The organism is Agromyces sp. Soil535, from assembly GCF_001428255.1.
In the GTDB taxonomy this organism is placed as follows: Bacteria; Actinomycetota; Actinomycetes; order Actinomycetales; family Microbacteriaceae; genus Agromyces.
In genome coordinates this window covers 185,854-206,441 of sequence record NZ_LMRW01000024.1, presented here as the reverse complement: position 1 = coordinate 206,441, position 20,588 = coordinate 185,854, and the positions used below count along the sequence as shown (strand labels likewise).

Annotated in this window: 19 protein-coding genes; 10 read left to right on the top strand and 9 right to left on the bottom strand. The window is 72.0% G+C overall.

Features of this window, described 5'->3' with window-relative positions; genetic code table 11:
* Window positions 1-45 precede the first annotated feature (45 nt).
* The 5 genes from ASG80_RS16185 to ASG80_RS16165 are packed head-to-tail and all read left to right on the top strand — an operon-like array spanning window position 46 to window position 5,425.
* Window positions 46-1,119: a WxL protein peptidoglycan domain-containing protein gene (locus ASG80_RS16185; RefSeq protein ID WP_056732533.1), complete on the top strand. Its 1,074-nt coding sequence runs from the start codon at window positions 46-48 to the stop codon at window positions 1,117-1,119.
* Window positions 1,116-1,820 carry a hypothetical protein gene (locus ASG80_RS16180; protein ID WP_056732530.1) on the top strand — a complete coding sequence of 235 codons (705 nt, stop codon included), beginning with the start codon at window positions 1,116-1,118 and terminating at the stop codon, window positions 1,818-1,820. The genes ASG80_RS16185 and ASG80_RS16180 overlap by 4 nt, the downstream gene beginning before the upstream one ends.
* Window positions 1,817-2,785: a sortase domain-bontaining protein gene (locus ASG80_RS16175; RefSeq protein WP_162256647.1), complete on the top strand. Its 969-nt coding sequence runs from the start codon at window positions 1,817-1,819 to the stop codon at window positions 2,783-2,785. Before ASG80_RS16180 ends, ASG80_RS16175 begins: the two co-directional genes overlap by 4 nt.
* A gap of 20 nt (window positions 2,786-2,805) precedes the next feature.
* A complete protein-coding gene (locus ASG80_RS16170; RefSeq protein WP_056732526.1) occupies window positions 2,806-3,621 on the top strand; it encodes a phosphate ABC transporter ATP-binding protein in 816 nt (271 codons plus the stop codon).
* Window positions 3,599-5,425: a protein kinase gene (locus ASG80_RS16165; protein ID WP_056732524.1), complete on the top strand. Its 1,827-nt coding sequence runs from the start codon at window positions 3,599-3,601 to the stop codon at window positions 5,423-5,425. Before ASG80_RS16170 ends, ASG80_RS16165 begins: the two co-directional genes overlap by 23 nt.
* 3 nt (window positions 5,426-5,428) lie before the next feature.
* Here the strand turns inward: ASG80_RS16165 and hutH are convergent, their stop codons facing one another.
* Window positions 5,429-7,003: a histidine ammonia-lyase gene (gene hutH / locus ASG80_RS16160; RefSeq protein WP_056732522.1), complete on the bottom strand. Its 1,575-nt coding sequence runs from the start codon at window positions 7,001-7,003 to the stop codon at window positions 5,429-5,431.
* Between the two features lie 92 nt (window positions 7,004-7,095).
* On the opposite strand from hutH, the gene ASG80_RS16155 reads away from it, so the two are divergent.
* Window positions 7,096-7,887, top strand: a complete 792-nt coding sequence (locus ASG80_RS16155) for an IclR family transcriptional regulator (RefSeq protein ID WP_056732520.1) — start codon at window positions 7,096-7,098, stop codon at window positions 7,885-7,887.
* Window positions 7,888-7,912: 25 nt separating this feature from the next.
* Here ASG80_RS16155 and ASG80_RS16150 read toward each other — a convergent pair whose 3' ends face one another.
* Window positions 7,913-8,518: an antibiotic biosynthesis monooxygenase gene (locus ASG80_RS16150; protein WP_056732519.1), complete on the bottom strand. Its 606-nt coding sequence runs from the start codon at window positions 8,516-8,518 to the stop codon at window positions 7,913-7,915.
* Between the two features lie 113 nt (window positions 8,519-8,631).
* Here ASG80_RS16150 and ASG80_RS16145 point away from each other — a divergent pair, with 113 nt between their 5' ends.
* Window positions 8,632-9,159 carry a peptidase inhibitor family I36 protein gene (locus ASG80_RS16145; RefSeq protein ID WP_056732517.1) on the top strand — a complete coding sequence of 176 codons (528 nt, stop codon included), beginning with the start codon at window positions 8,632-8,634 and terminating at the stop codon, window positions 9,157-9,159.
* On the opposite strand, the gene ASG80_RS16140 is transcribed toward ASG80_RS16145, so the two are convergent.
* The 7 genes from ASG80_RS16140 to ASG80_RS16115 all read right to left on the bottom strand — a co-directional run bounded on the left by ASG80_RS16140 (window position 9,160) and on the right by ASG80_RS16115 (window position 15,263).
* Window positions 9,160-9,675, bottom strand: a complete 516-nt coding sequence (locus ASG80_RS16140) for a hypothetical protein (RefSeq protein ID WP_156401889.1) — start codon at window positions 9,673-9,675, stop codon at window positions 9,160-9,162.
* On the bottom strand, window positions 9,672-10,250 hold the full coding sequence (locus ASG80_RS16135) for an RNA polymerase sigma factor (protein ID WP_056732513.1): 579 nt from the start codon (window positions 10,248-10,250) through the stop codon (window positions 9,672-9,674). Before ASG80_RS16135 ends, ASG80_RS16140 begins: the two co-directional genes overlap by 4 nt.
* A 132-nt stretch (window positions 10,251-10,382) precedes the next feature.
* Entirely contained in the window at window positions 10,383-10,505 is a 123-nt protein-coding gene (locus tag ASG80_RS24745) for a hypothetical protein (protein ID WP_255355603.1), read from the bottom strand.
* Window positions 10,506-10,576: 71 nt separating this feature from the next.
* A complete protein-coding gene (locus tag ASG80_RS16130; RefSeq protein WP_162256646.1) occupies window positions 10,577-12,106 on the bottom strand; it encodes an acyltransferase in 1,530 nt (509 codons plus the stop codon).
* Window positions 12,107-12,230: 124 nt separating this feature from the next.
* On the bottom strand, window positions 12,231-12,902 hold the full coding sequence (locus ASG80_RS16125) for a response regulator transcription factor (protein WP_056732509.1): 672 nt from the start codon (window positions 12,900-12,902) through the stop codon (window positions 12,231-12,233).
* Window positions 12,899-14,149: a sensor histidine kinase gene (locus ASG80_RS16120; protein WP_056732507.1), complete on the bottom strand. Its 1,251-nt coding sequence runs from the start codon at window positions 14,147-14,149 to the stop codon at window positions 12,899-12,901. The genes ASG80_RS16125 and ASG80_RS16120 overlap by 4 nt, the downstream gene beginning before the upstream one ends.
* A 100-nt stretch (window positions 14,150-14,249) precedes the next feature.
* Entirely contained in the window at window positions 14,250-15,263 is a 1,014-nt protein-coding gene (locus tag ASG80_RS16115; protein WP_056732505.1) for an alpha/beta hydrolase, read from the bottom strand.
* A 353-nt stretch (window positions 15,264-15,616) separates the two neighbouring features.
* Between ASG80_RS16115 and ASG80_RS16110 the strand changes: the two genes are divergently transcribed.
* The 3 genes from ASG80_RS16110 to ASG80_RS16100 all read left to right on the top strand — a co-directional run bounded on the left by ASG80_RS16110 (window position 15,617) and on the right by ASG80_RS16100 (window position 20,358).
* Entirely contained in the window at window positions 15,617-17,857 is a 2,241-nt protein-coding gene (locus ASG80_RS16110; protein WP_082590514.1) for a DEAD/DEAH box helicase, read from the top strand.
* Window positions 17,858-18,004: 147 nt separating this feature from the next.
* Window positions 18,005-18,748, top strand: coding sequence for a hypothetical protein (locus ASG80_RS24180; protein WP_200952596.1), 744 nt, complete (start codon window positions 18,005-18,007; stop codon window positions 18,746-18,748).
* A 197-nt stretch (window positions 18,749-18,945) separates the two neighbouring features.
* Complete coding sequence (locus ASG80_RS16100; protein WP_056732501.1) at window positions 18,946-20,358, top strand: HNH endonuclease signature motif containing protein; 1,413 nt, start codon at window positions 18,946-18,948, stop codon at window positions 20,356-20,358.
* Window positions 20,359-20,588 lie beyond the last annotated feature (230 nt).

The following is a 20,588-nucleotide window of genomic DNA, read 5'->3' as shown; positions in this document are numbered from 1 at the left end:
CCGCACCGCGGCATCCGCCCCACCCCACAGCGAACAGGAAGACCGATGAAGCGCACCAGTGCAATCACGAACGCCGCGGTCGCCGCCGCACTTCTCCTCGCCGGCAGCCTCGCCTTTCCGGCGCCCGCCCTCGCCGCCGAGGACGACGTCACCTGGAGCGTCGCCCCCGCCAGCGAACAGGGCCCCGATGGTCGCACCCGCTTCGAGTACGCGGTCGATCCTGGCGTGACGATCACCGACACCGTCGCCATCACGAACTTCAGCGCAACCGAGCAGACCTTCCAGCTCTACGCCGCCGACGGCGTCAACGAGTTCGACGGCGGGGAGTACTCGCTTCGAACGAAGAGCGAGACGAACACCGATCTCGGCGTGTGGACGACGCTCGCAACCACCGAGGTGACCCTGGGCCCGAACCAGCGATCGGATGTCCCCTTCACCATCGTCGTCCCGGCCAATGCGACGCCAGGCGACCACTCCGCCGGGATCGTCGCCGCATTCACGCGCACCGGCACCGGCGAGGGCCAAGCCGTCGACGTAGAGCAGCGGGTCGGATCGCGCATCTACCTCCGGGTCTCAGGCGATATCCAGTCCAACCTCGTCGCGAGCGGCCTCGTCGCCGGCTACGACAGCGGGTTCAACCCGTTCTCGGGTGACCTCGACGGGCATTACACGATCCAGAACAACGGCAACGTGCGCCTCCCGCTCGAGCAGGTGATCCGCGTCAGCGGACCGTTCGGCATCCCGCTCGGCGAGTTCGAGGGCGAGGCCGTGCCCGACCTGCTGCCGGGCCAGCTCGTCGACATCCCCGTCGCGATCGCGAACATCGCGCCCGCGTTCCTGCTCACGGTCGACGCGACGATCACGACCGCGGATGCGGCCGGCGAGCCCTCCGCGGAGACGGCGACCGCGACGACGTCGGCGACGGCGTGGGCGGTCCCGTGGATGATCCTGCTCGCCCTGCTCCTCATCGCCGGCCTCATCGTGCTCGTCGTCTGGCGGCGCCGTGTCAACCGGGCCCGCATGCACGCGGCGATCGAGCAGCTCCGGGCGGACGGCCGGGAGCAGGCCGCGGTCGAAGCCGCGTCGAACGAGCGCGAGCACGTCGGGAGTCGCGCGTGATCGCACGTCGCTTGGGATCCGTCTCGATCGCCGCGGCGATCGCGGGGCTCGTGGCCTTCGCGCCCGCGTCCGCGGCGCTCGCCGACGATGACGATGTCGGATCGGCCGGCGTGAGCGTGACGATCCCTGCGAAGTCGCGCACGGGTGGAGCAGGCGGCGGCTCGGGCGGCAGTGGAGCGGGGGCCGGTGGCAGCGCAGGAACCGCGGGCCCCGGTGCGCCGACGCCCGCGCCCGGAAGCATCTGCTCCATTACGGAGTGGGGCGAACCCGTGGCCCCCGCGGAGCCGGTCGACACGGAAGCGGTCGCGATCCTCGACCGACCGGGATATGCAGCGGGAGATCCGGTGATCGCCTCGGCAGGCGGCTACCAGCCAGTGCAGCAGGTGCAGTTCGTCCTGTACTCCGAACCGGTCGTGGTCGCCGACGGCCTCGCCGATGAGACCGGCACCGTCACCGCCGGGTTCGCCGTGCCCGCCGACACTCCGCCGGGGCCGCACAGGCTGCAGCTCACGGGCTGGAACTGCGGCGCCGTGGCCAGCGCAACCCTCGTGGTCTCGGCGATGCCCGACGGCGAAGAGGCAACCGCCGCCTCGTGGTGGCTGCTCGGCGCCGGCCTTGCGCTGCTCGTCTCGATCACGCTGCTCCTGATCGGACTGCGCGGCGGATGGTTCACGCATGTGGGGCTCGGCCAGCCCTCATGAGCTCACCCGCACCTGACCGGCCGAGCCTCCCCTCGGGAGCGGCGGCGTTGGGCCGTCTCTCGCCCGCGAAGCTCGCGAAGCTCATGAACGCTCGCGCGGAGGTGCAACGCCAGGTCGTGCGAGACGCACGGTGGTGGACGGGAGCGATCTGGCTCGGCGCATCCATCCTGTTGCTCGCGATCCTGGCGCATATCGTCGTCTTCAGCGCGCTGCAGCACTCCCGCACCCAGGCGGTCGCCTACAACGTCCTGCGGACGAGTCTCGCGGAGGCGGTCGCGCCGGTCGGCCAGCTCGATGTCGAAGGCGAGCCCGTGGCGCTCGGAACCCCGGTGGCGCTGGTCTCGATCCCGTCGCTCGGGCTGCAGGAAGTCGTGCTCCAGGGCACGACGGGTGCCATCCTGCGAAATGGTCCGGGCCACTCGATCGCCTCGGTGATGCCCGGTCAGGTCGGCACGAGCGTCATCCTCGGGCGGCAGACGAGCTACGGCGGCCCGTTCGGCGGGCTGGCGCGACTCACGCCCGGCACCGAGATCACGGTCGTCACCGGCCAGGGCACGTCGACGTATACCGTCTTCGGCATGCGGCGCGAGGGTGAGCCGCTGCCTGCACCGCTCGCGAAGGGCGAGGGTCGACTGCAGCTCGTCACGGCGGACGGTCCGGCGCTGCTGCCGAGCGGTGCGCTGTACGTCGACGCCGCCCTCACGAGCAACCCGCAGGCCACGCCGTCGTCGATCATGCTGGCCGCGGCGCTCCCGGCCGAGCAGAGGCCCATGGCGATGGACCCCACGGCGCTGCCGAGTGTCGTCTTCGGCCTGCAATGGCTCACGGCCGCCGTGCTCGGCACAGTGTGGCTGCGTCGCCGCTGGGGCGGGTGGCAGACCTGGATCGTGAGCGTCCCCGTGCTCCTCGCCATCAGCATCGCCACCGCCGACGCGTTCGCCGGCCTGCTGCCGAACCTCCTCTGAACCACGGAAGGACATTTCCCATGACCATCACCGAGGAACGACCAGCGCCGGAGGCGAATGCGCTCGCCGAACTCGACGCGCACAACATCTCCGCATGGTTCGGCGACCACAAGGTCCTCGACCGCGTCTCGCTCACGATGCCGGCGGGCGAGGTGACCGCCCTCATCGGTCCGTCGGGCTGCGGGAAGTCGACCTTCCTCCGCATCCTGAACCGGATGCATGAACTCGTGCCCACCGCGAGCATGGCCGGCGAGGTGCTGCTCGACGGCGCAGACATCTACGACGCCTCCCGCAGGCTCACCGATGCGCGACACCAGATCGGGATGGTCTTCCAGAAGCCGAACCCGTTCCCGGCGATGTCGATCTACGACAACGTCATCGCGGGCCTCAAGCTCACGGGAACCCGCGCGAGTCGGAGCGAGAAGGACGCCCTCGTCGAGGAGTGCCTCACCAAGGGCGGGCTCTGGAAGGAGGTCAAGGATCGCCTCCGGGCACCTGGCGGCGGTCTCTCGGGTGGCCAGCAACAGCGTCTCTGCATCGCGCGCTCCCTCGCGGTCCGGCCGCGCGTGCTGCTCATGGACGAGCCGTGTTCGGCCCTCGACCCGACCTCGACCCGGGTGATCGAGGAGACGATGCTCGAACTGGTCAAGGACGTCACGATCGTGATCGTCACGCACAACATGCAGCAGGCGCAGCGCGTCTCGCAGAATTGCGCGTTCTTCCTCGCCTCCCACGGAACGCCGGGGGTGATCGTCGAGCACGGCGACACCGATGCCATGTTCGCGGAGCCACAGGATCCACGGACCTTCGACTATGTCAACGGCCGATTCGGATGACCCGGCCGGCCTGAGCGGGCCCGAGGCCGCCGATCTCGGCGCTGACCTCGGCGCGCCCGCGGATGACGGTGATGGCGACCTGGGTGTCGTGGCGGCCCGCTTCGAGCTCGGCGAGCTGCTCGGCGTCGGTGGCACGGCCTCGGTGTTCGAGGCGACCGACCTGGAGACGGGTTCGCAGGTCGCCGTGAAGCTCTTGCACCCGCACCTCTCCGATGGCCCCGAACGGCTCGACGCGTTCTTCACCGAGGCGAGAGCACTCGAACGGCTTCGACATCCCGGCGTCGTCTCGCTGATCGGATTCGGCGTGCATGACGCCGGAGGGCTCGAGCAGGCGTGGATCGCCTTCGACCTCCTGCGCGGCCGGTCGCTGTCGAACGCGGTGCGGGTCGACGGTCCGCTCGACCCCGCGGAGGCGCTGGCGGTGGCCGTCGGCGTGCTGGATGCGCTCGGCGCAGCACATGCCGCGGGCGTGGTGCATCGGGACATCTCGCCCGCCAACGTGATGCTCGTCGGTGACGAGCCGGGCGTCGGCGCGGAGTCGGTGCGACTCGTCGACTTCGGGCTGGCCGATGAGACCGGACGGTCGGCTGTGGGCACGGACGCGCTGCTCATCGGCGATGGTCACACCGTCGGTGCCGTCGCGAGCGTGCACTTCGCGGCGCCGGAACAGCTGCGGGGAGCTGCGGTGACGGAGGCGAGCGACCTGTACGCCGTCGCCGCGACCCTGTACTTCGCGTTGACCGGCTCTCCGCCGTTTCCACGCGAGCGTGTGCCGGAGATCGTGCGTGCCCATTCGACGGCACCGCCTCCGGTTCCGTCGGCCGTGCGACCCGGCCTGGCGCCGTCGATCGATCGCATCGTGGCACGTGGCATGGCGAAGCATCCGTCGCGCCGATACCCCGATGCGGCCGGCATGGCCTCCGCGGTCGCGAACGCGATCGCGGAGGGGGAGGCGAACGCCGCCCCGACCGCGCGTCTGGATGCGACCTCGCGATTGCCGAAGACCGTCGTGCCGCAGAACGCCGGGGGAGCAGAAGCGCCGACCTCTCGTCTCCCTGCAGCGGCCGTGGCCCTCGCTAGGCCCGGCCGGACGTCCACGGCGTCGGGTTCGGGTTCGGGCTCGTCGAGAGCGCGCAGCGGCTCGACGGCCGCGCAGCAGCGACCGCCTCGGGCACGTGGCGTCGGAGCCCTCCTCGGTGCGATGGCCGTCATCGCGGTGGGCATGGTCCTCTGGAGCTGGGCGGCCCTCACCAGCGGGCCGGAACCGCTCGCAGCGCCTCCCAGCACGAGCGTGCCGGCGGCGGTCGCGGCGGTCGAGCCCGAGCCCGAGCCCGAACCGGAACGCGACGGCATCGAGGTGCCCGATGTCGCGGGACGCAGTCTCGCCGACGCGCGTGTCATCCTCGAGCGTGCCGGATTCCGGGTCGGCGCCGTCGAGAGCGAGAACTCACGGCTCCCACTCGACACGACCCTCCGCACGAGTCCGTCCGAGCGGGAGTGGCTTGCGTCCGGATCGGCGATCACGATCGTCGTCGCCTCGGGGTCGAACGTCGTTCCCCGCGTCGGCGGACAGATGTCGACGACCGCCGCCGGCGCGCTGCACGACGCCGGCTTCGAGGCCGTCGTCGAGGTCCTCCGGGCCGACCCCGGGACGACGGCCGGCACCGTGCTCGGAACGCGGCCGGCTGACGGGTCGGTGCTGCCGCTCGGGGCATCGGTCGTGCTCATCGTCGCGGAGGCGCCCGCCACGACGCCCCCGAGTCCGACGCCGACGCCGACCCCGACCCCGACTCCGTCGCCGTGACGCTCAGCCGAGAGGCCCAGCCGCCTCCGCCGCCCGCGCCACGACCGCACCCGACCCCACGAGCCCCGTGATCGCCTCGATCTCGGGCGTGAGGAACCGGTCGGGTCCGGGCACCGCGCCCACACCCGCGACGAGCGACACGACGGCGCCGGTGGCCGGCCCGGGCTCGGTTGGTGCGCGCAGCGCGAGGCCGCGCGCCGCCGTCATGACCTCGATCGCGAGCACCCGCGTGAGCCCGTCGATCGCACGCCGCAGCTTGCGCGCAGCGGCCCAGCCCATCGACACGTGGTCCTCCTGCATCGCCGACGACGGGATCGAGTCGACCGAAGCGGGCACCGCGAGGCGCTTGAGCTCCGAGACGATCCCGGCCGCGGTGTACTGCGCGATCATGAGGCCCGAGTCGACGCCGACCTCGTGCGCGAGGAACGGGGGCAGGCCCTGGTTGCGGGCCCGGTCGAGGAACCGGTCGGTGCGCCGCTCGCTCATCGACGCGACATCCGCCACTGCGATCGCGAGGAAGTCGAGCACGTACGCGACCGGGGCGCCGTGGAAGTTGCCGTTCGACTCGACGCGGCCGTCGAGCGTGAGCACGGGATTGTCGATCGCGCTCGCGAGCTCCGCGTCCGCGACGGATGCCGCGTGCGCGAGCGTGTCGCGGGCGGCGCCGTGCACCTGCGGGGCGCAGCGGAGCGAGTACGCGTCCTGCACGCGGGTGCACTCGGGACCCTTGTGGCTGGCCACGATGGGGGAGTCGGCGAGCAGGCGCCGCAGGTTCGCCGCGGATGCCGCCTGCCCGCGCTGCGGGCGCAGGGCGTGCAGGTCCTCGGCGAACACCGCGTCGGTGCCCATGAGTCCCTCGACGCTCATGGCCGCGGCCACGTCGGCGGTGGTCAGCAGCATCCGCAGGTCGTCGATCGCGAGCGCCAGCATGCCGAGCATGCCGTCGGTGCCGTTGATGAGCGCGAGGCCCTCCTTCTCGCCGAGGCGGAGGGGGGTGATGCCGGCGGCGGCCAGGGCGTCGGCGGCATCCGTCAGCTCGCCGTCGGCGGTGCGCACCTCGCCTTCTCCGATCGCCACGAGCGCGCAGTGCGCAAGGGGGGCGAGGTCGCCCGAGCATCCGAGCGAGCCGTACTCGCGCACGACCGGCGTGATGCCGGCGTTGAGGATCGCGGCGTACGTCTCGGCGGTCTCGCGGCGCACGCCCGTGCGGCCGGTCATGAGGGTCGACAGGCGCAGCAGCATGAGGGCGCGCACGACCTCTCGCTCGACCTCGGCGCCCGACCCTGCGGCGTGCGAGCGCACGAGGCTCGCCTGCAGCTGGGCGCGCCGGTCCTCGGCGATGAAGGTGGTCGCGAGCGCGCCGAAGCCGGTCGAGATGCCGTAGTGCGGCTCGGGGTCGGCGGCAAGGTCCTCGACGATCGCTCGGCTCGCCGCGACGCCCTCGAGCGCGGCCGGGTCGAGCACGACGGATGCCCCGTGCCGGGCCACGGCGACGACCTCGTCGATCGTGAGCGGCCAGGTGCCGACGGTGACGGATGCCGCGGTGGTCGCGGCGCGGGAGGGCGCGATGGTGCTCATGCCTCCGATTCCACACCGCGGCCGCGCGCGCGGGAACGCCGCCGTCGCCGCATCCGTCCGGGATCCCAGACCGGCGGCGTAGGCTGGGCAGCGTGAGCGAGCCATCGAAGGTGCCGGCCGCCGACCAGACGCTGGCGATCCTCGCACACCTCTCCGCCCAGCGGGGCCCCGTGCCGGCGGCGACGATCGCACACGCGCTCGCGCTGCCGCGCTCCACCGTGTACCACCTGCTCGCCGTGATGCAGGAGCGCGGATTCGTCGTGCACCTGCCCGAGGAGCGGCGCTACGGCCTCGGGATCGCCGCGTTCGAGCTGTCGAGCGGGTTCAGCCGCCAGCAGCCGCTCGCGCGTCTCGGCCGGCCGCTCGTGGCGACCCTCGTCGACCGGCTCGGCGAGTCGGGCCACCTCGCCGTGCTGCACGGGCGCGACGTGCTCTACCTCGTGGAGGAGCGGGCGCCGCGGCGCCCCTCGCTCGTCACCGACGTCGGCGTGCGCCTGCCCGCGCACCTCACCGCCACCGGTCGCGCGATGCTCGCGGAGCTTCCGCCCGCGCAGCTGCGCGCGCTGTACCCCGACCTGGCGGCGTTCGCGACGCGCCATCCGCAGGGTGAGACGGATGCCGCGGATGCCGCCGACTGGAGCTACGGGCGACTGAAGCGCGTGCTCGCCGACGTGCGGGCCCGCGGCTGGGCCGGCGAGGACGGCGAGGTCACCACGGGGCTCGCGTCGGCCGGCGCCGCGGTCGTGGACCACCTCGGCTGGCCGGCCGCGGCGATCGCGGTCACGTTCCCCGACGACGCGGCGCCCGAGCTGCAGGAGCGCGCCGTCGAGGGCGTGCGCGAGGCGGCGGCGACCCTGTCGCGGCGGATCGGCGGCATCCGCTGAGCAGGACGTCCGCTGCGCGGGCTCCTCAACCCGCAGCAGCGGGCGAGAGCCAGCGCCGCAGTATCCGCGTGACGAACGGCAGCACCCAGTACGTCATGATCGGCGTGAGCACGAGCGTCGTCGCGAGCGCCCGCAGCCAGATCGGCAGGTCGCCCCAGCCGGGGACGGGCGAGACGAGGTAGGCGAACGCGAGGTTCACCGGGAAGAAGCCGAGCCAGATCGTGACCGCCTGCTTCCAGCGCGGCGGTGCGGGCGGCAGGGCGGCGTCGCCCTCGCCCGAAGCGGATGCCGCGGCATCCGTCACCGGCACCGACCCGGTCGCCGGCTCGTCGAACCAGCCCTCGATGCCGGTGCGCCGCCTGCTGCGCTCCGAGCGCACGAACCCCTCGCCAATCGACAGCCACCAGCTGCGCTCGGGCGACCGCTCCCACGCATCGAGGGTCTCCTCGCTCGCGAAGCGGTACAGCATGTGCCAGACCTGGGACCGCTCGCCGGCGCGCACCCAGCCCGAGCCCAGGAAGCCCGGGTACTTGTTCGCGAGGTTCACGCCGGTCTGCACCCACGCAGTCGCCTCGGCGATGTGCGCGGGGTCGACCTCGCGCCGGATCGAGACGGTGATCGGTTCGGCCATGCGACCATCCCACCCCATGCGGGTTTCGGAGCGGTAACGGATGAACCATCGCGGGCCTGCCGGACATCTCCGGGTACACGGGCAGATCTCGCCCGCGATGAATGGAGACCCGAATGAAGTTCATGATTGTGCTCGCAGCGCTTGCGACGGTGGCCGCGCCCGTCGCCGTTCCGGCCGGCGCCGAGGCTTCCGCGGCCCGTGCGGAGGTGCATTGCGTGGTGGAGGTGCAGCCGGTCGACTCCGCCGAGCGGCAGGATGCACCACGCTGCTTCCTGACGAAGGCCGAGGCGGACGGGTACCTCGATGCGTCGATCGCGACGACGGACGCGACCTCGCGGAGCGCATCGGCCAGCGTCACCCTCGGCACCGTCTACGCCGACGTGAACTACCGCGGCTCCACCCTCACCATGTGGGGCTCCAGCGGCTGCGCCGGAGTCACGTACGGATTCGCGAGCCTGTCGGGTGGCTGGGATTCCCGGATCAGCTCGGCTCGTGGGTCCAATGGGTGCTGGGTGACCCTGTACAGAGCCACCGGGTACGGCGGCGACCGGATCACCTGCACCCCGACGTGCTCGAGCATCGGCAGCCTGAACGACCAGGTCCGTTCGCTGGTCTTCAGGCCGTGGGGCACCTTCGGGTGATCAGTCCTGCAGTGGGGCGAGGCTGAGCCGGGAGCAGACCGCCGGCTCGTCGGACGGGACGACGGCGGCGCTCCCGTCGGGCATCACGCACACCTGGAACGCAGGCGGCACCGCACCGGGCGGGTTCGATGCGGATGCCGCGTCGAACCCGTCCTCGAACACGCCCTGCTGCCACATCAGGGTGCAGAGCTCGATCGCGTCATCGACGCGGCCCTGCCCGTCGCGCGAAGCGAGCGTCGCCTGCGAACCGGGGTATCCGCCGTCGGCGGCGCGTCGATCCGAGCTCAGGCAGTGCACGATGTGATCGTTCGAGACCTGCGCCGCCTGCAGCACGACGGCCCCCGCGGTCGCGCCGATGCCGATGGCGAGTACACCCGCCCCGCTCCAGATCATCCAGTTCCTGCGTCGGCGGGCCGCCTTCATCTCGGGCGCCCTGCTGGCCTCGTCGATGAGCATCGCCCGGATGGCGGCGTCGCGTTCGGGGCGCATTGCGGGACCGCGCTCGTCGAATCTCATGAGGGCACCTCCCGTGCGGTCAGTGTCGTGCCGAGTTCGACGCGCAGGCGCTTCCTCGCCCGGTGCAGCCTCGATTTCACCGTGCCGACGGGGATGTCCAGCGCCGCCGCGGCTGCGGCCAGCGGCAGCTCCTCGACGAGGCACAGCTCCACGATCCGCTGCTCCGCCGCCGAGAGCTTCGCCATCGCGACCTGGATGTCGGCGGCCGACTCCTGATGCTCGATCATGTCGTGCACGGCGGTGCTCGCGTCGGGCACGTGCTCGCCTGCGGGCAGCTTCGACAGGAGGCGTCGGTACCGGCGATCGGTGCGTTCACGGTTCAGGGTCACGTTCACGGTCACGACCAACAGCCAAGGTCGCAGCGACCCGTCGACGAACCGCACCTCCGACCGCTTGCGCCACGCCTCGAGGAAGACCATCGCCACGACGTCCTCCGCGTCGTGGACGTTCCGGACCCGAGCGTAGGCCTTGCGGAAGATGTGGCGTCGGTACCGGTCGTACACCACGCCGAACGAGGACTCGGTGCCGGAGACCGCCTCGAGCCAGAGCGCGGCATCCGACGGCGACTCATCCATGGCGGTCCCAGCGTAGCCGGGCACGATGCGGCGGACACGGAAATGGAACCTTCGCCCGCGTCCGGACATCTCCGTGATGGGGGAACGGCGTGTGGTCCGGCACGCTGGGGGTGAGCCGGACCACACGTTCCCCTACCGTGCGCGCTCACGCCGCGAGGCACTGCGTCGCGACCGTGCGGCGCGTCGTATGAGGTACCACATCGCCCACGCGGCGAAGAACAGCGAGCCCGTGAACAGCGTCACGATGTAGGCCACGCCGGGAGCGTTCGCGAATGCCGCGTATCCCAGTACCGCCAATGCCAAGGCGATGCAGCCGGCCGCGCCTCCTAGGAGAAGTCGGTCGACGTGCGTGCGAATCCACTCCATGTACTGCCCCTGTCCTCCACGATCCTGCGGATGCGGCCATACAGGGAGATGTCCGCATCGGCGGATCGGTTCCACACCCGCTCCCATCTCGTGAGGTCGGAATCGAGGGCCCCACCGAGGTGCCCGGTCGGACGGGTCACCCGTCGTGCGAGGGCGCGCACACGGGCGCTGCCGACCAGCGCGATCGAGAGCAGCGCGAGCGCGATGACCGCAGGGACCGGGCCGAAGCCGGCGACGAGCAGCAGCGCGACGCCGGCCACCCCGCACAACGCATCGATCGCCGTCATGCCGGCGGAGGCGCGGCTCCGCTCGGCACTACGGCGGCGCGCGCGTTCGAACCGTCCGAACACGAGCGCGATCGGTACGACCGCCGCGGCGGCGACGCCGAGCCAGAGCGGACGCGTCGCCCACCACTCGAGGCTCAGCGGCTCGGGCAGCGGGAGCCCGAAGCCGGCGTTCGCGGCGAGGCCGAGGCCCGCGAGCACGATCAGCACGGGCATGTGCCACAGGTACACGGTCATGGCCCGCTCGCCGACCGACGAGATCAGCCGCGAGGCATCCGCTCGCTCCACCCAGGCGCTGATGTACGGCCTGGCCAGCTGGAACAGTGCGAGCTGCGCGATGCCGAGCACGACAAGGCACACGGACGGCGGGTTGAGGTTCTCGAGCATGTCGACGGGATAGGGCCCCACCACCGTGAGCACGGCGAGCAGCGCGAGTGCGGCGGCCGCGATTCCCCAGAGCGTCGGACGCGAGAGCCGGTCGACGCTGCCGTCCGCGAGGTGGAATCCGAGCTGCTGCACGAGGAGCCACACGAGGAGGAGGTTGAGGTACCCGATCGCCTCGACGCCCGTCGAGAGACGCACCACATCGACGGCGACGACCGCCGCGAGGAGGGCGAGCGGCGTGAGCACTCGTGCGCGCTCGTGGGCGCGCAGCATGATCGGCACCAGCGCCGAGATCGCCACGTACACGCCGAGGAACCAGAGCGGCTGGCCGATGCGGAAGCCCGCCGTCGCGACGAGCTCGGCGGGAAGGCCGGCGAGCGAGAGCGCGACGAGTCCGCCGGCGACGACGACGACGAGTGCGATCGCGGGTCGCACCAGCCGTTCGAGGCGGGATCGCACGTAGTCGGCGGGCGTCGCTCCTCGCGACCGCATCGACCGCCAGTGGTGGAGGCTCGAGAACCCGCCCGCGATGAAGAACAGCGGCATGATCTGCACGACCCAGCTGACCGGGCCGAACCACGCCTGCCCCTCGAGCGCGTTCCGCAGCACCGGACCGCCGGCGCCGACGCTCACGCCGCACATCATCGCGTGCAGGGCGAACACCGCCACGAGCAGCACGATGCGGATCGCGTCGACGCTCGAGTCGCGCACGACTCCCGTGCGTCCTCGAGCGGACGCCGCGCCTCGAGCGGATGTCGCGCCCTGAGCGGACGCCGCGCCCTGAGCGGATGCCGCGGCTGAACGGTTGAGCGTGTCGGTCATGACCGTACCCATCCGGGCGGCCCATCCGCCCACGCGGGCAGGTTAGGAACGCGGTTGCGGGCCCGACATCACCCGGGAGAGCCGTTCTCGCCCCCTACCGGGGTATGGGTCCGTGGGCTGAGGGCTATGAGCCGGGCTGCACGAGTCCGGTGTCGTACGCGAGCACCACCGCGTGCACGCGATCGCGCAGGCCCAGCTTCTGCAGGATCTTCGAGACGTGCGTCTTCACGGTCTGCTCGGCGATGAACAGCGCCGCGGCGATCTCGGAGTTCGACATGCCCCGGCCGACGAGCGTGAGCACCTCGCGCTCGCGCTCCGTGAGCTCGGCGAGCCGGGTGCCCGACGGCCGCGGCGGTGGACCCGACCGCGCGAAGTCCTCGATGAGCCGACGGGTCACGCTCGGTGCGAGCAGCGCGTCGCCGCCTGCCACGATGCGCACGGCCGCGACGAGCTCCTCGGGCGTGGCGTCCTTCAGCAGGAACCCGCTCGCGCCCGCGCGCAATGCCTCGTAGACGTATTCGTCGATGTCGAAGGTCGTGAGCATGAGCACTCGCGGCACGTAGTCGGAGCTCCGTGGCGGGGTCTGCAGGGCGCGCGTCGCCTCGATGCCGTTGAGCTCGGGCATGCGAACGTCCATGACCACCACGTCGGGCCGCAGCTCGCGCGCGAGCGACACGGCCTCAGCGCCATCGGCGGCCTGCCCGACGACCTCGATGCCCGGCTGCGCGGCGAGCACCGCCGCGAAGCCGGCGCGCACCATCGCCTGGTCGTCGGCGATGAGCACCGAGATCGTCACACCGTTCCTCCGTCCGCCCCGAGCGGCAGGGTCGCGAGAACACGGTAGCCGCCGCCGGGGAGCTCGCCGTACTCGGCGCGCCCGCCGAGCAGGGCTGCGCGCTCGCCGATGCCGACGAGACCGTGGGCGCCCCCCTTGGCGTCCGGGCCCGGGGCATCCGCGGCAGCGTCGTTCTCGACCGACACGACGAGGTCGTCGGCGAGCACTTCGACGGAGACGTGGGTCGACGCACCGGGCGCATGGCGCACCACGTTGCTGAGGGCCTCCTGCACGATGCGGTATGCCGCGGTGGCAGCGAGTCCCGCTTCAGGGAGGCGCTCGCCGAGCTCGAGGGTCACTGGAACTCCGGCGCGTTCGACGGATGCCACGAGCACCGGCAGCTCGCGGAGCCCCGGTTGCGGAGTCGTCTCGGCCGCGGCATCCGCGCTCCGGAGCACCCCGAGGAGCTGACGCATCTCGGTCATCGCGGTGCGAGCGGATGCCGCGATCTCGGCGAACTCGGCCTTCGCGCCCTCGCTCAACCCCTCGACCCGGTACGGCGCACTGGTCGCCTGCACATGGATGATCGACAGGCCGTGCGCGACGACGTCGTGGAGTTCGCGCGCGATGCGGTTCCGCTCCTCGACGAGCACGCGCCGCTGCTGCTCCGAAGCGGAGTGGGCGCGCTCGCGGAAGAGCTCGGCGCCGATCAGGCGCCGCTGGGCGACGAGCACGGCCACCGCGAAGGCGAGTGCGGTGACGGCCGCGGCCGTGACGACGTTGGCGGCGGCGCCGGCGTCGACGAAGGCGAACGGAGTCGTGACGAGGACGCAGGCGAGCCAGGCCGCGAGCCCGACCCACCACGGTCGCATGAGCCCGAGCACGATGAGGAGCGAGCCCTGGCCGATGATCGTCGTCACGGGCCAGGGCCATGGTGCGCCCTCCGAGCCGGACGAGAGCAGCGCGAACGCGAGCAGCCCCGCGGTCGCGAGCGCGGCCGCGAACCACGGCAGCCGCACGGCGAGCGGGAGCGCACCCGCGAGGGCGAGGCTCGTCGCGAAGGCGGCGAGCAGGTGCACACCGTAGACCGTCGCCGCGAGCGGCACGGAGACGACGAGGAGCACCACCGCCAGGAGCGACGTGGCGACCCACACCCAGGCGCGGAAGCGCCTGTCGTCGACGAGGGCCCCACCGAGCGTCGCCGCCCCGGCGGCGGCCGGGGGCGCAGGTGCGAGAGGCGGTTCCGTCGTGTGCTGCGTGTCGTCCATGGTGGCAGCAGCCTGCCATGCGTGCCGTGGCGCTGCATCCCTCCGCGGAGCGATTCCACGGCAGTACCGCGGTAGGGGAGGCAGGGGTTGCCGCGAGCGGTCAGCCGAGATACGCGTGCAGGAACTCCGCAACGCGCAGGCGGAGCGCCTCGTCGAGGATGCCGATCGAGTGGCCGGTGCCGGGCACGACGGCGAGTTCCACCGGCACGCCGGCTGCGCCGAGGGTCGCGGCGAACCGCTGCGACTGACCCACGGGCACGACCTCCTGGTCGGCGTGGCCGATGAAGAACGGCGGGTCGCTCGGATCGACCAGGGTCGCCGGTGAGGCGTCCGCCTGCTGCGGGCACGCGTCGATGCCGGCGCCGGGCTCGCAGCCGAGGTACTCGCCGACGATGCCGCGCAGCCACGGCGAGGCGCCGTCGGCCACGAGCTCGGCCGCGCCGAGCCCCACGGGCCCTGACAGCTCGGCCACGGCGGCGACGCGCGCGCCCTCGTCGAGCTGGCCCTCGCCGGTCGTGCCGAGGAGCGCGGCGAGATTGCCCCCCGCCGAGCCGCCGAACGCGCCGATGCGTGCTGGGTCGATGCCGAAGCGCTCGACCTGCTCGGGCGCACGCAGCCACTCGACCGCGAGCGCGACATCCTCGATCGCCGCCGGGAAGCGGGCGTCAGGCACGAGCCGGTAGTTCACGGATGCCGCGACGAAACCCTCGCTCGCGAGCCACAGGCACACGTTGCGCCAGTCCGCGTTCGCCTTGTCGCCGCGTGCCCAGCTGCCGCCATGGATCGCCACCACGGCCGCGCGCGACGTGACGAGGGCATCGGGCGCCGGCGTGCACACGTCGAGGGTGAGCAGCGTGCCGTCCTCGCGGGTGCCGTACTCGAGGTCGGCTTCGACCACGAGCCCTGCGGGGGGCGTGAACGTGCGGATGCCGATGATGTCGGCGCTCACGACCTCGCTCGCGGCATCCGGGCCCGACGGGTCGATCTCGCGCAGCTGCGTGTGGAACCCAGAGAGCGCGGCCACGCCGACGACCGCCGCGGCGGCGGCCAGCGCGGCCAGTGCGATCCGCCTGGCGCGGATGCCGGAGCCGCCTGTGCTTCGGGACGAGGTCACACCGGGCTCCGGGTTCAGGGGTGGAGTGATGCTACTCCGACGTCGCGACGTGTCAAAGTCGGACGCGAGGGCGGCTCAGTCGCGTCGCGAGTGTGACGAGGAGCCGAGCGGATGCCGCGCGCGGCACTTTCCCAGCCGATTTCCGGTATCGTGGCCGAGTCGGTTCTGGACACCGCGCCGTGCGCGGATGGGTTTGTGAGTCCAAAGGGCCGGTTTCGGGGCATTCGGCCTCGGATAGTCACCGTATGTGAACGGCCCCGGTCGACGTTGTTCCGGGTTCTCAGACCTGCTGTGCGCTTCGCGCGCCCGGCGGGCCTGCCATGTACTTCAGTACAACCCAGGAAGTCACCACCATGCCCAAGAACAAGAAGCCCGCCGCCGGCGGACGACCGGCCAAGAACTTCGATCCGTCGTACGCGAAGGGCGGCTCGAAGGGCGGCCCGGCGCGCTCCGGATCGTCCAAGCCCGGCTCGCGCAGCGCCGGCCACCGAGGCTACCGCCCCGAAGAGGCGGATGCCTCGCGCAAGGCCCGTTGGTCGAGCGAGGAGCGCGTCGCATCCGGCCGCTCGCCGCACCGCGCAGTGCGCGAGAGCCGCGACGACCGCGCTCCCCGGGAGTCGCGCAGCGAGGGCGAGCGAGGCGCCCGCCGCTTCGACCGCGACGACCGCGCCCCCCGCTCGTACGACCGCGGCGACCGACCCGCTCGTTCCTACGACCGCGACGACCGTGCGCTGCGCCGTGACCGCGACGACCGACCCGCTCGTTCCTACGACCGCGACGACCGTGCGCCGCGCCGCGACCGCGACGACCGTCCGGCCCGTCCGCACTACCGCGACGACCGCCCGGCCCGTTCGTTCGATCGTGACGACCGTGCGCCGCGCCGCGACCGCGACGAGCGCCCGGCGCGTTCGTTGGCCCGTTCGTTCGATCGTGACGACCGTGCGCCGCGCCGCGACCGCGACGAGCGCCCGGCGCGTTCGTTCGACCGCTCGGACCGTTCGGACCGCCCSGCCCGTTCCCACGACCGCCAGGACCGCCCCGCGCGCTCCTTCGACCGTGGCGACCGTGCCCCGCGCCGCGACTTCGAGCGTCCGGGCTTCCAGGAGTCGGGCCGTCGCCCGTCGAGCTTCTACCCGTCGAAGGATGCCGCGTCGCGCTTCGCGCCGGCCGACGACGTCGTGCTCGAGCGCCTCGAGGCCGAGGCCATCCAGGCCGACGCGGTCGACGGCGTGACCTTCGCCGACCTCGGGCTCGGCAGCAACGTCGTGCGGGTGCTGCAGGATCTCGGCGCGGTGTCGCCGTTCCCGATCCAGGCCGCCACCATCCCGGTGGTGCTCGAGGGTCGCGACGTGCTCGGCCGTGGCAAGACCGGTTCGGGCAAGACCATCGCCTTCGGCGCCCCCACCGTCGAGCGCCTCATGAAGCTCTGGGCGGAGTCGGGCAAGTCGGGCGGCAAGCGCCAGATGGGCCGCAAGCCTCGTGCACTCATCCTCGCGCCGACCCGCGAGCTCGCCCTGCAGATCGACCGCACCGTGCAGCCGATCGCGCAGAGCGTCGGCCTGTTCACCACGCAGATCTACGGCGGCGTGCCGCAGCACCGCCAGGTCGGTGCGCTCCAGCGCGGCGTCGACATCGTCATCGGCACCCCCGGGCGTATCGAGGATCTCATCGAACAGCGCCGCCTCGACCTCTCTGAGGTCGTCGTCACGGTGATCGACGAGGCCGACCACATGTGCGACCTCGGGTTCCTCGAACCCGTCCAGCGCATCATCCGTCACACCGCCGAGGGCGGGCAGCGGCTGCTCTTCTCGGCGACCCTCGACCAGGGCGTCGCCACGCTCGTCGACGAGTTCCTCGACGACCCGGCGGTGCACGAGGTCGCCGGTGAGGACCAGGCCTCCTCGACCATCGAGCACCGCGTGTTCGTGATCGGCAACCACGAGAAGCGCGACATCGTCGCCCAGCTCGCGAACCGCGACGGCAAGACCCTCGTCTTCTCGCGCACCCGGGCGTTCGCCGAAGACCTCACCGAGCATCTCGAGGACTACGGCATCCGTGCGGTCGCGCTGCACGGCGACCTCAACCAGTCCCGCCGCACGCGCAACCTGCAGCAGCTCACGAGCGGCCGGGTGAACGTGCTCGTCGCCACGGATGTCGCGGCCCGCGGCATCCACGTCGACGACATCGACCTGGTGATCCAGGCGGACGCGCCCGACGAGTACAAGACGTACCTGCACCGCGCCGGCCGCACCGGCCGTGCCGGCAAGGCGGGACGCGTCGTCACGCTCATCCCGCGCAGCCGCCAGCGTCGCACCGCCGACCTGCTGAACCGCGCGGAGATCGACGTCGACTTCGAGGACGTGCGCCTCGGCGACGAGCTCCTCGTCGACCTGGGGCCGATCGAACTCGCTCCGGTCGAGGACCTGGCCGCCGAGGCCGCCGCGATCGTCGAGGAGGCCGAGACGATCGAGGTCGTCGAGGTCGAGACGATCAAGGCCGTCGAGGTCGTCGAGGTCGAGACGATCGAGGCCGTCGAGGTCGTCGAGGTCGTCGAGATCGACGTCGCGGTGGAGTCGGAGGAGCGCGCCTCCTAGGCGCTCTCGCGATTCGCACGAGCAGGCCCGCGTCCACCGGACGCGGGCCTGTTCTTCGTCTGGCGTGCGCCGGTACCATGAGCGCAACGCGCTCCCTCGCCGTGCGACCACGGGTCGAACCGAGCGCGGGACGTGGAGGGGCACGACATGAGTGAAGACTCGCACCCGCAGGACACGCCGCCGGAATCCCCGACCCCGCCGTCGGCCGCGCCGGACACGACGAACCAGCCCACGCCGCCACCCCCGACGCCGCCATCCTCGAACGTGAGTCGGGCGATGCTCATCTGGTTCGGCGTCGCGGTCGTCGTCCTGTCGTTCGTCGCGGCGTTCCTCGGCGGGTGGCTCGCGCGATCGACCGACTCGACCGAGGCGGCCCCGACGCCGACGCCGACGATCTCCGAGGTCGACGAGGCCGCCTATGAGGAGGCGCTCGAGGAGATCCTGCCTGCAGGATCCGCGGTTCGCGCCGGCACCGGCGTGCCCGAATCGGGCAAGGGGTACGAGGGCGACGTCTACATCGACATCTCCAACGCCGATGTCTACCTGTTCCAGGACGGCGACTGGACGCTCGTCGGGAACATCCGCGTGTCGGCAGCCGAGAACCTCACCGGCGCGACAGGCCCGGCCGGCGAGGCCGGGGCGACCGGCGAGACCGGGGCGACCGGCGAGACCGGCGCGTCGGGTGCCCCGGGTGCGGCCGGCACGCAGGTCACGCTCGGGCTCGGAGCGCCGGCGAACGAGACGTGCACGGCGGACGGCGATGTCTACATCGACACCGAGACCGTCTCCTTCTACGAGTGCGCTGCAGGGGAGTGGGTGCTCTTCGGGCCGACCGACAGCGGAACCCCCGAGTCCACGCCCGCTCCCACCGAGGAGCCCGACGCGGGCTGATTCGCCGATCAGCAGGCGCCAACTGCTCGGGCGTCGAGCGCCGTCGCGGCGTCGACGCGGTATCCGAGCGATTCGAGCGACGAGGTCACTCGTCCTCCACAGGTCGACGCCAAGGGAGTTCTCCACGCGGGTTTCGGCTGATCACGAGGGGTTTTCTGGCAGGAGCCGATGTCGGTGGTGCCATGGAGAATGATGACATGGATCAGCCGCTGCAACCGCTCGAGCAAGACCTCGATGCGCTGCGCGCGGCATGGTCGGAAGCGAGGCCGACGTTCGGGGCTCTCGTCGGCAGTGCACAGGTCGAGCTCGAGCAGATGAGCGATGCCGGGCTCGTCGGTGTCGCAGACCTGGTCGCCCGAGTCCGCCGCGATGCGGACGTCCTGCTGGCACGGGTCGGCAACGAAGTCGCCAGGCGGTCCGGGCCCGAGTTCGGCGATACCGGGCTCGCAAAGCAGCAGGGCTTCCACAACCCGTCGAGGTTCCTCGCCGCGTCGACGGGAGCATCTCGCGGTGAGGCGTCCCGGTTGATCGCTGTCGGTGCGGCCATCGCCGATCGGCAGTCGTTCACGGGTGAGCGTCTCCCGGCGCCGCACCCGCATGTGGCGGCGGCGGTCGAGGCGGCGGCGATCAGCATCGAGGCCGCATCCGCGATCACTTCGATGCTCGATCGCGTCGGTGCCCGCGCCGAGACCGAGGTCGCAGAGGTGGCCGAGGCGGCGCTCGTCGCGCTGGCGGCCGATGCGCCTCTCGAGCTCGTGATCCGCGGGGTGCGGGAGGCGGAAGCACGACTCGACCAAGCCGGCGTCGAACCACGGGAAGACCAGCTTCGACACGACCGATCCCTCACGATGCGGGAGTCGGGCGGGATGGTCCACCTGCATGCCCGCCTCGACCCCGAGACGGCCGCGCCGATCAAGGCGGCGATCGAAGCTCTCGTGACCGACGTGCTACGCCGGCGCGACGGTGCCTCCGTCGACGGACACGTTGCCGATGGGGCGACGTGCCCAGGGCCCGTCATCCAGGACGACCGCACGATCCCCCAACTCCAGGCCGACGCGCTCGCTGCGCTCGCGCGCCACACCCTCGGCTGCACGCACACCCTGACCCCGCTGGCGAAGACCACCGTCATCGTCCGGCTGAATCTCGACACGCTCGTCGAAGGGCTCGGACACGCCGCCGTCGACGGCCTCGACCAGCCCGTCTCCGCCGCGACCGTGAGGAGGATGGCCGCCGACGGCGAGCTCATCCCCGCAGTGCTCGGCGGCCAGGGCGTTCCGCTCGACCTCGGGCGGGCGGCCCGATTCTTCACGAAGGCGCAACGCCTTGCGCTCGGCGAACGAGATGGCGGGTGTGCATCGTGCGGGCAGAACGTCGCGTATGTCGAGGCACACCATATCCGCTGGTGGGAACGCGACGCCGGCCCGACCGATGTCGCGAACGGGGTGCTGCTCTGCTCGTTCTGCCACCACCGGATCCATCGCGAGAATTGGGAGATTCGCGCCACTCGTGACGAGGTGTGGTTCGTTCCGCCGCCCCATATCGACCCCGCCCGCACGCCTCGCCTCGGCGGGAAGGCGCGCTTCGCGCTGCCCGACGCGCTCGCCGCATAGATCGGGCGTGTCGAGGAGGGCGCGCGGTGCAACCGGGCGCCTAGGATGCGCTCGTCGGGCCCGGCGCAGAGTAGGCACGCCCGGGTGGCGCGCGGCTGCCGCAAGGGTGCGGAGCTCACGTGCGGCGTACGCGAGTGGCGCACGTGGCATCCGTACGCCATAATTACTTCCTGAACGGTCGGTCGGGAATTCCGACCGGAGCGCCTGCATCCGCCGCGTCTACGCTGGAT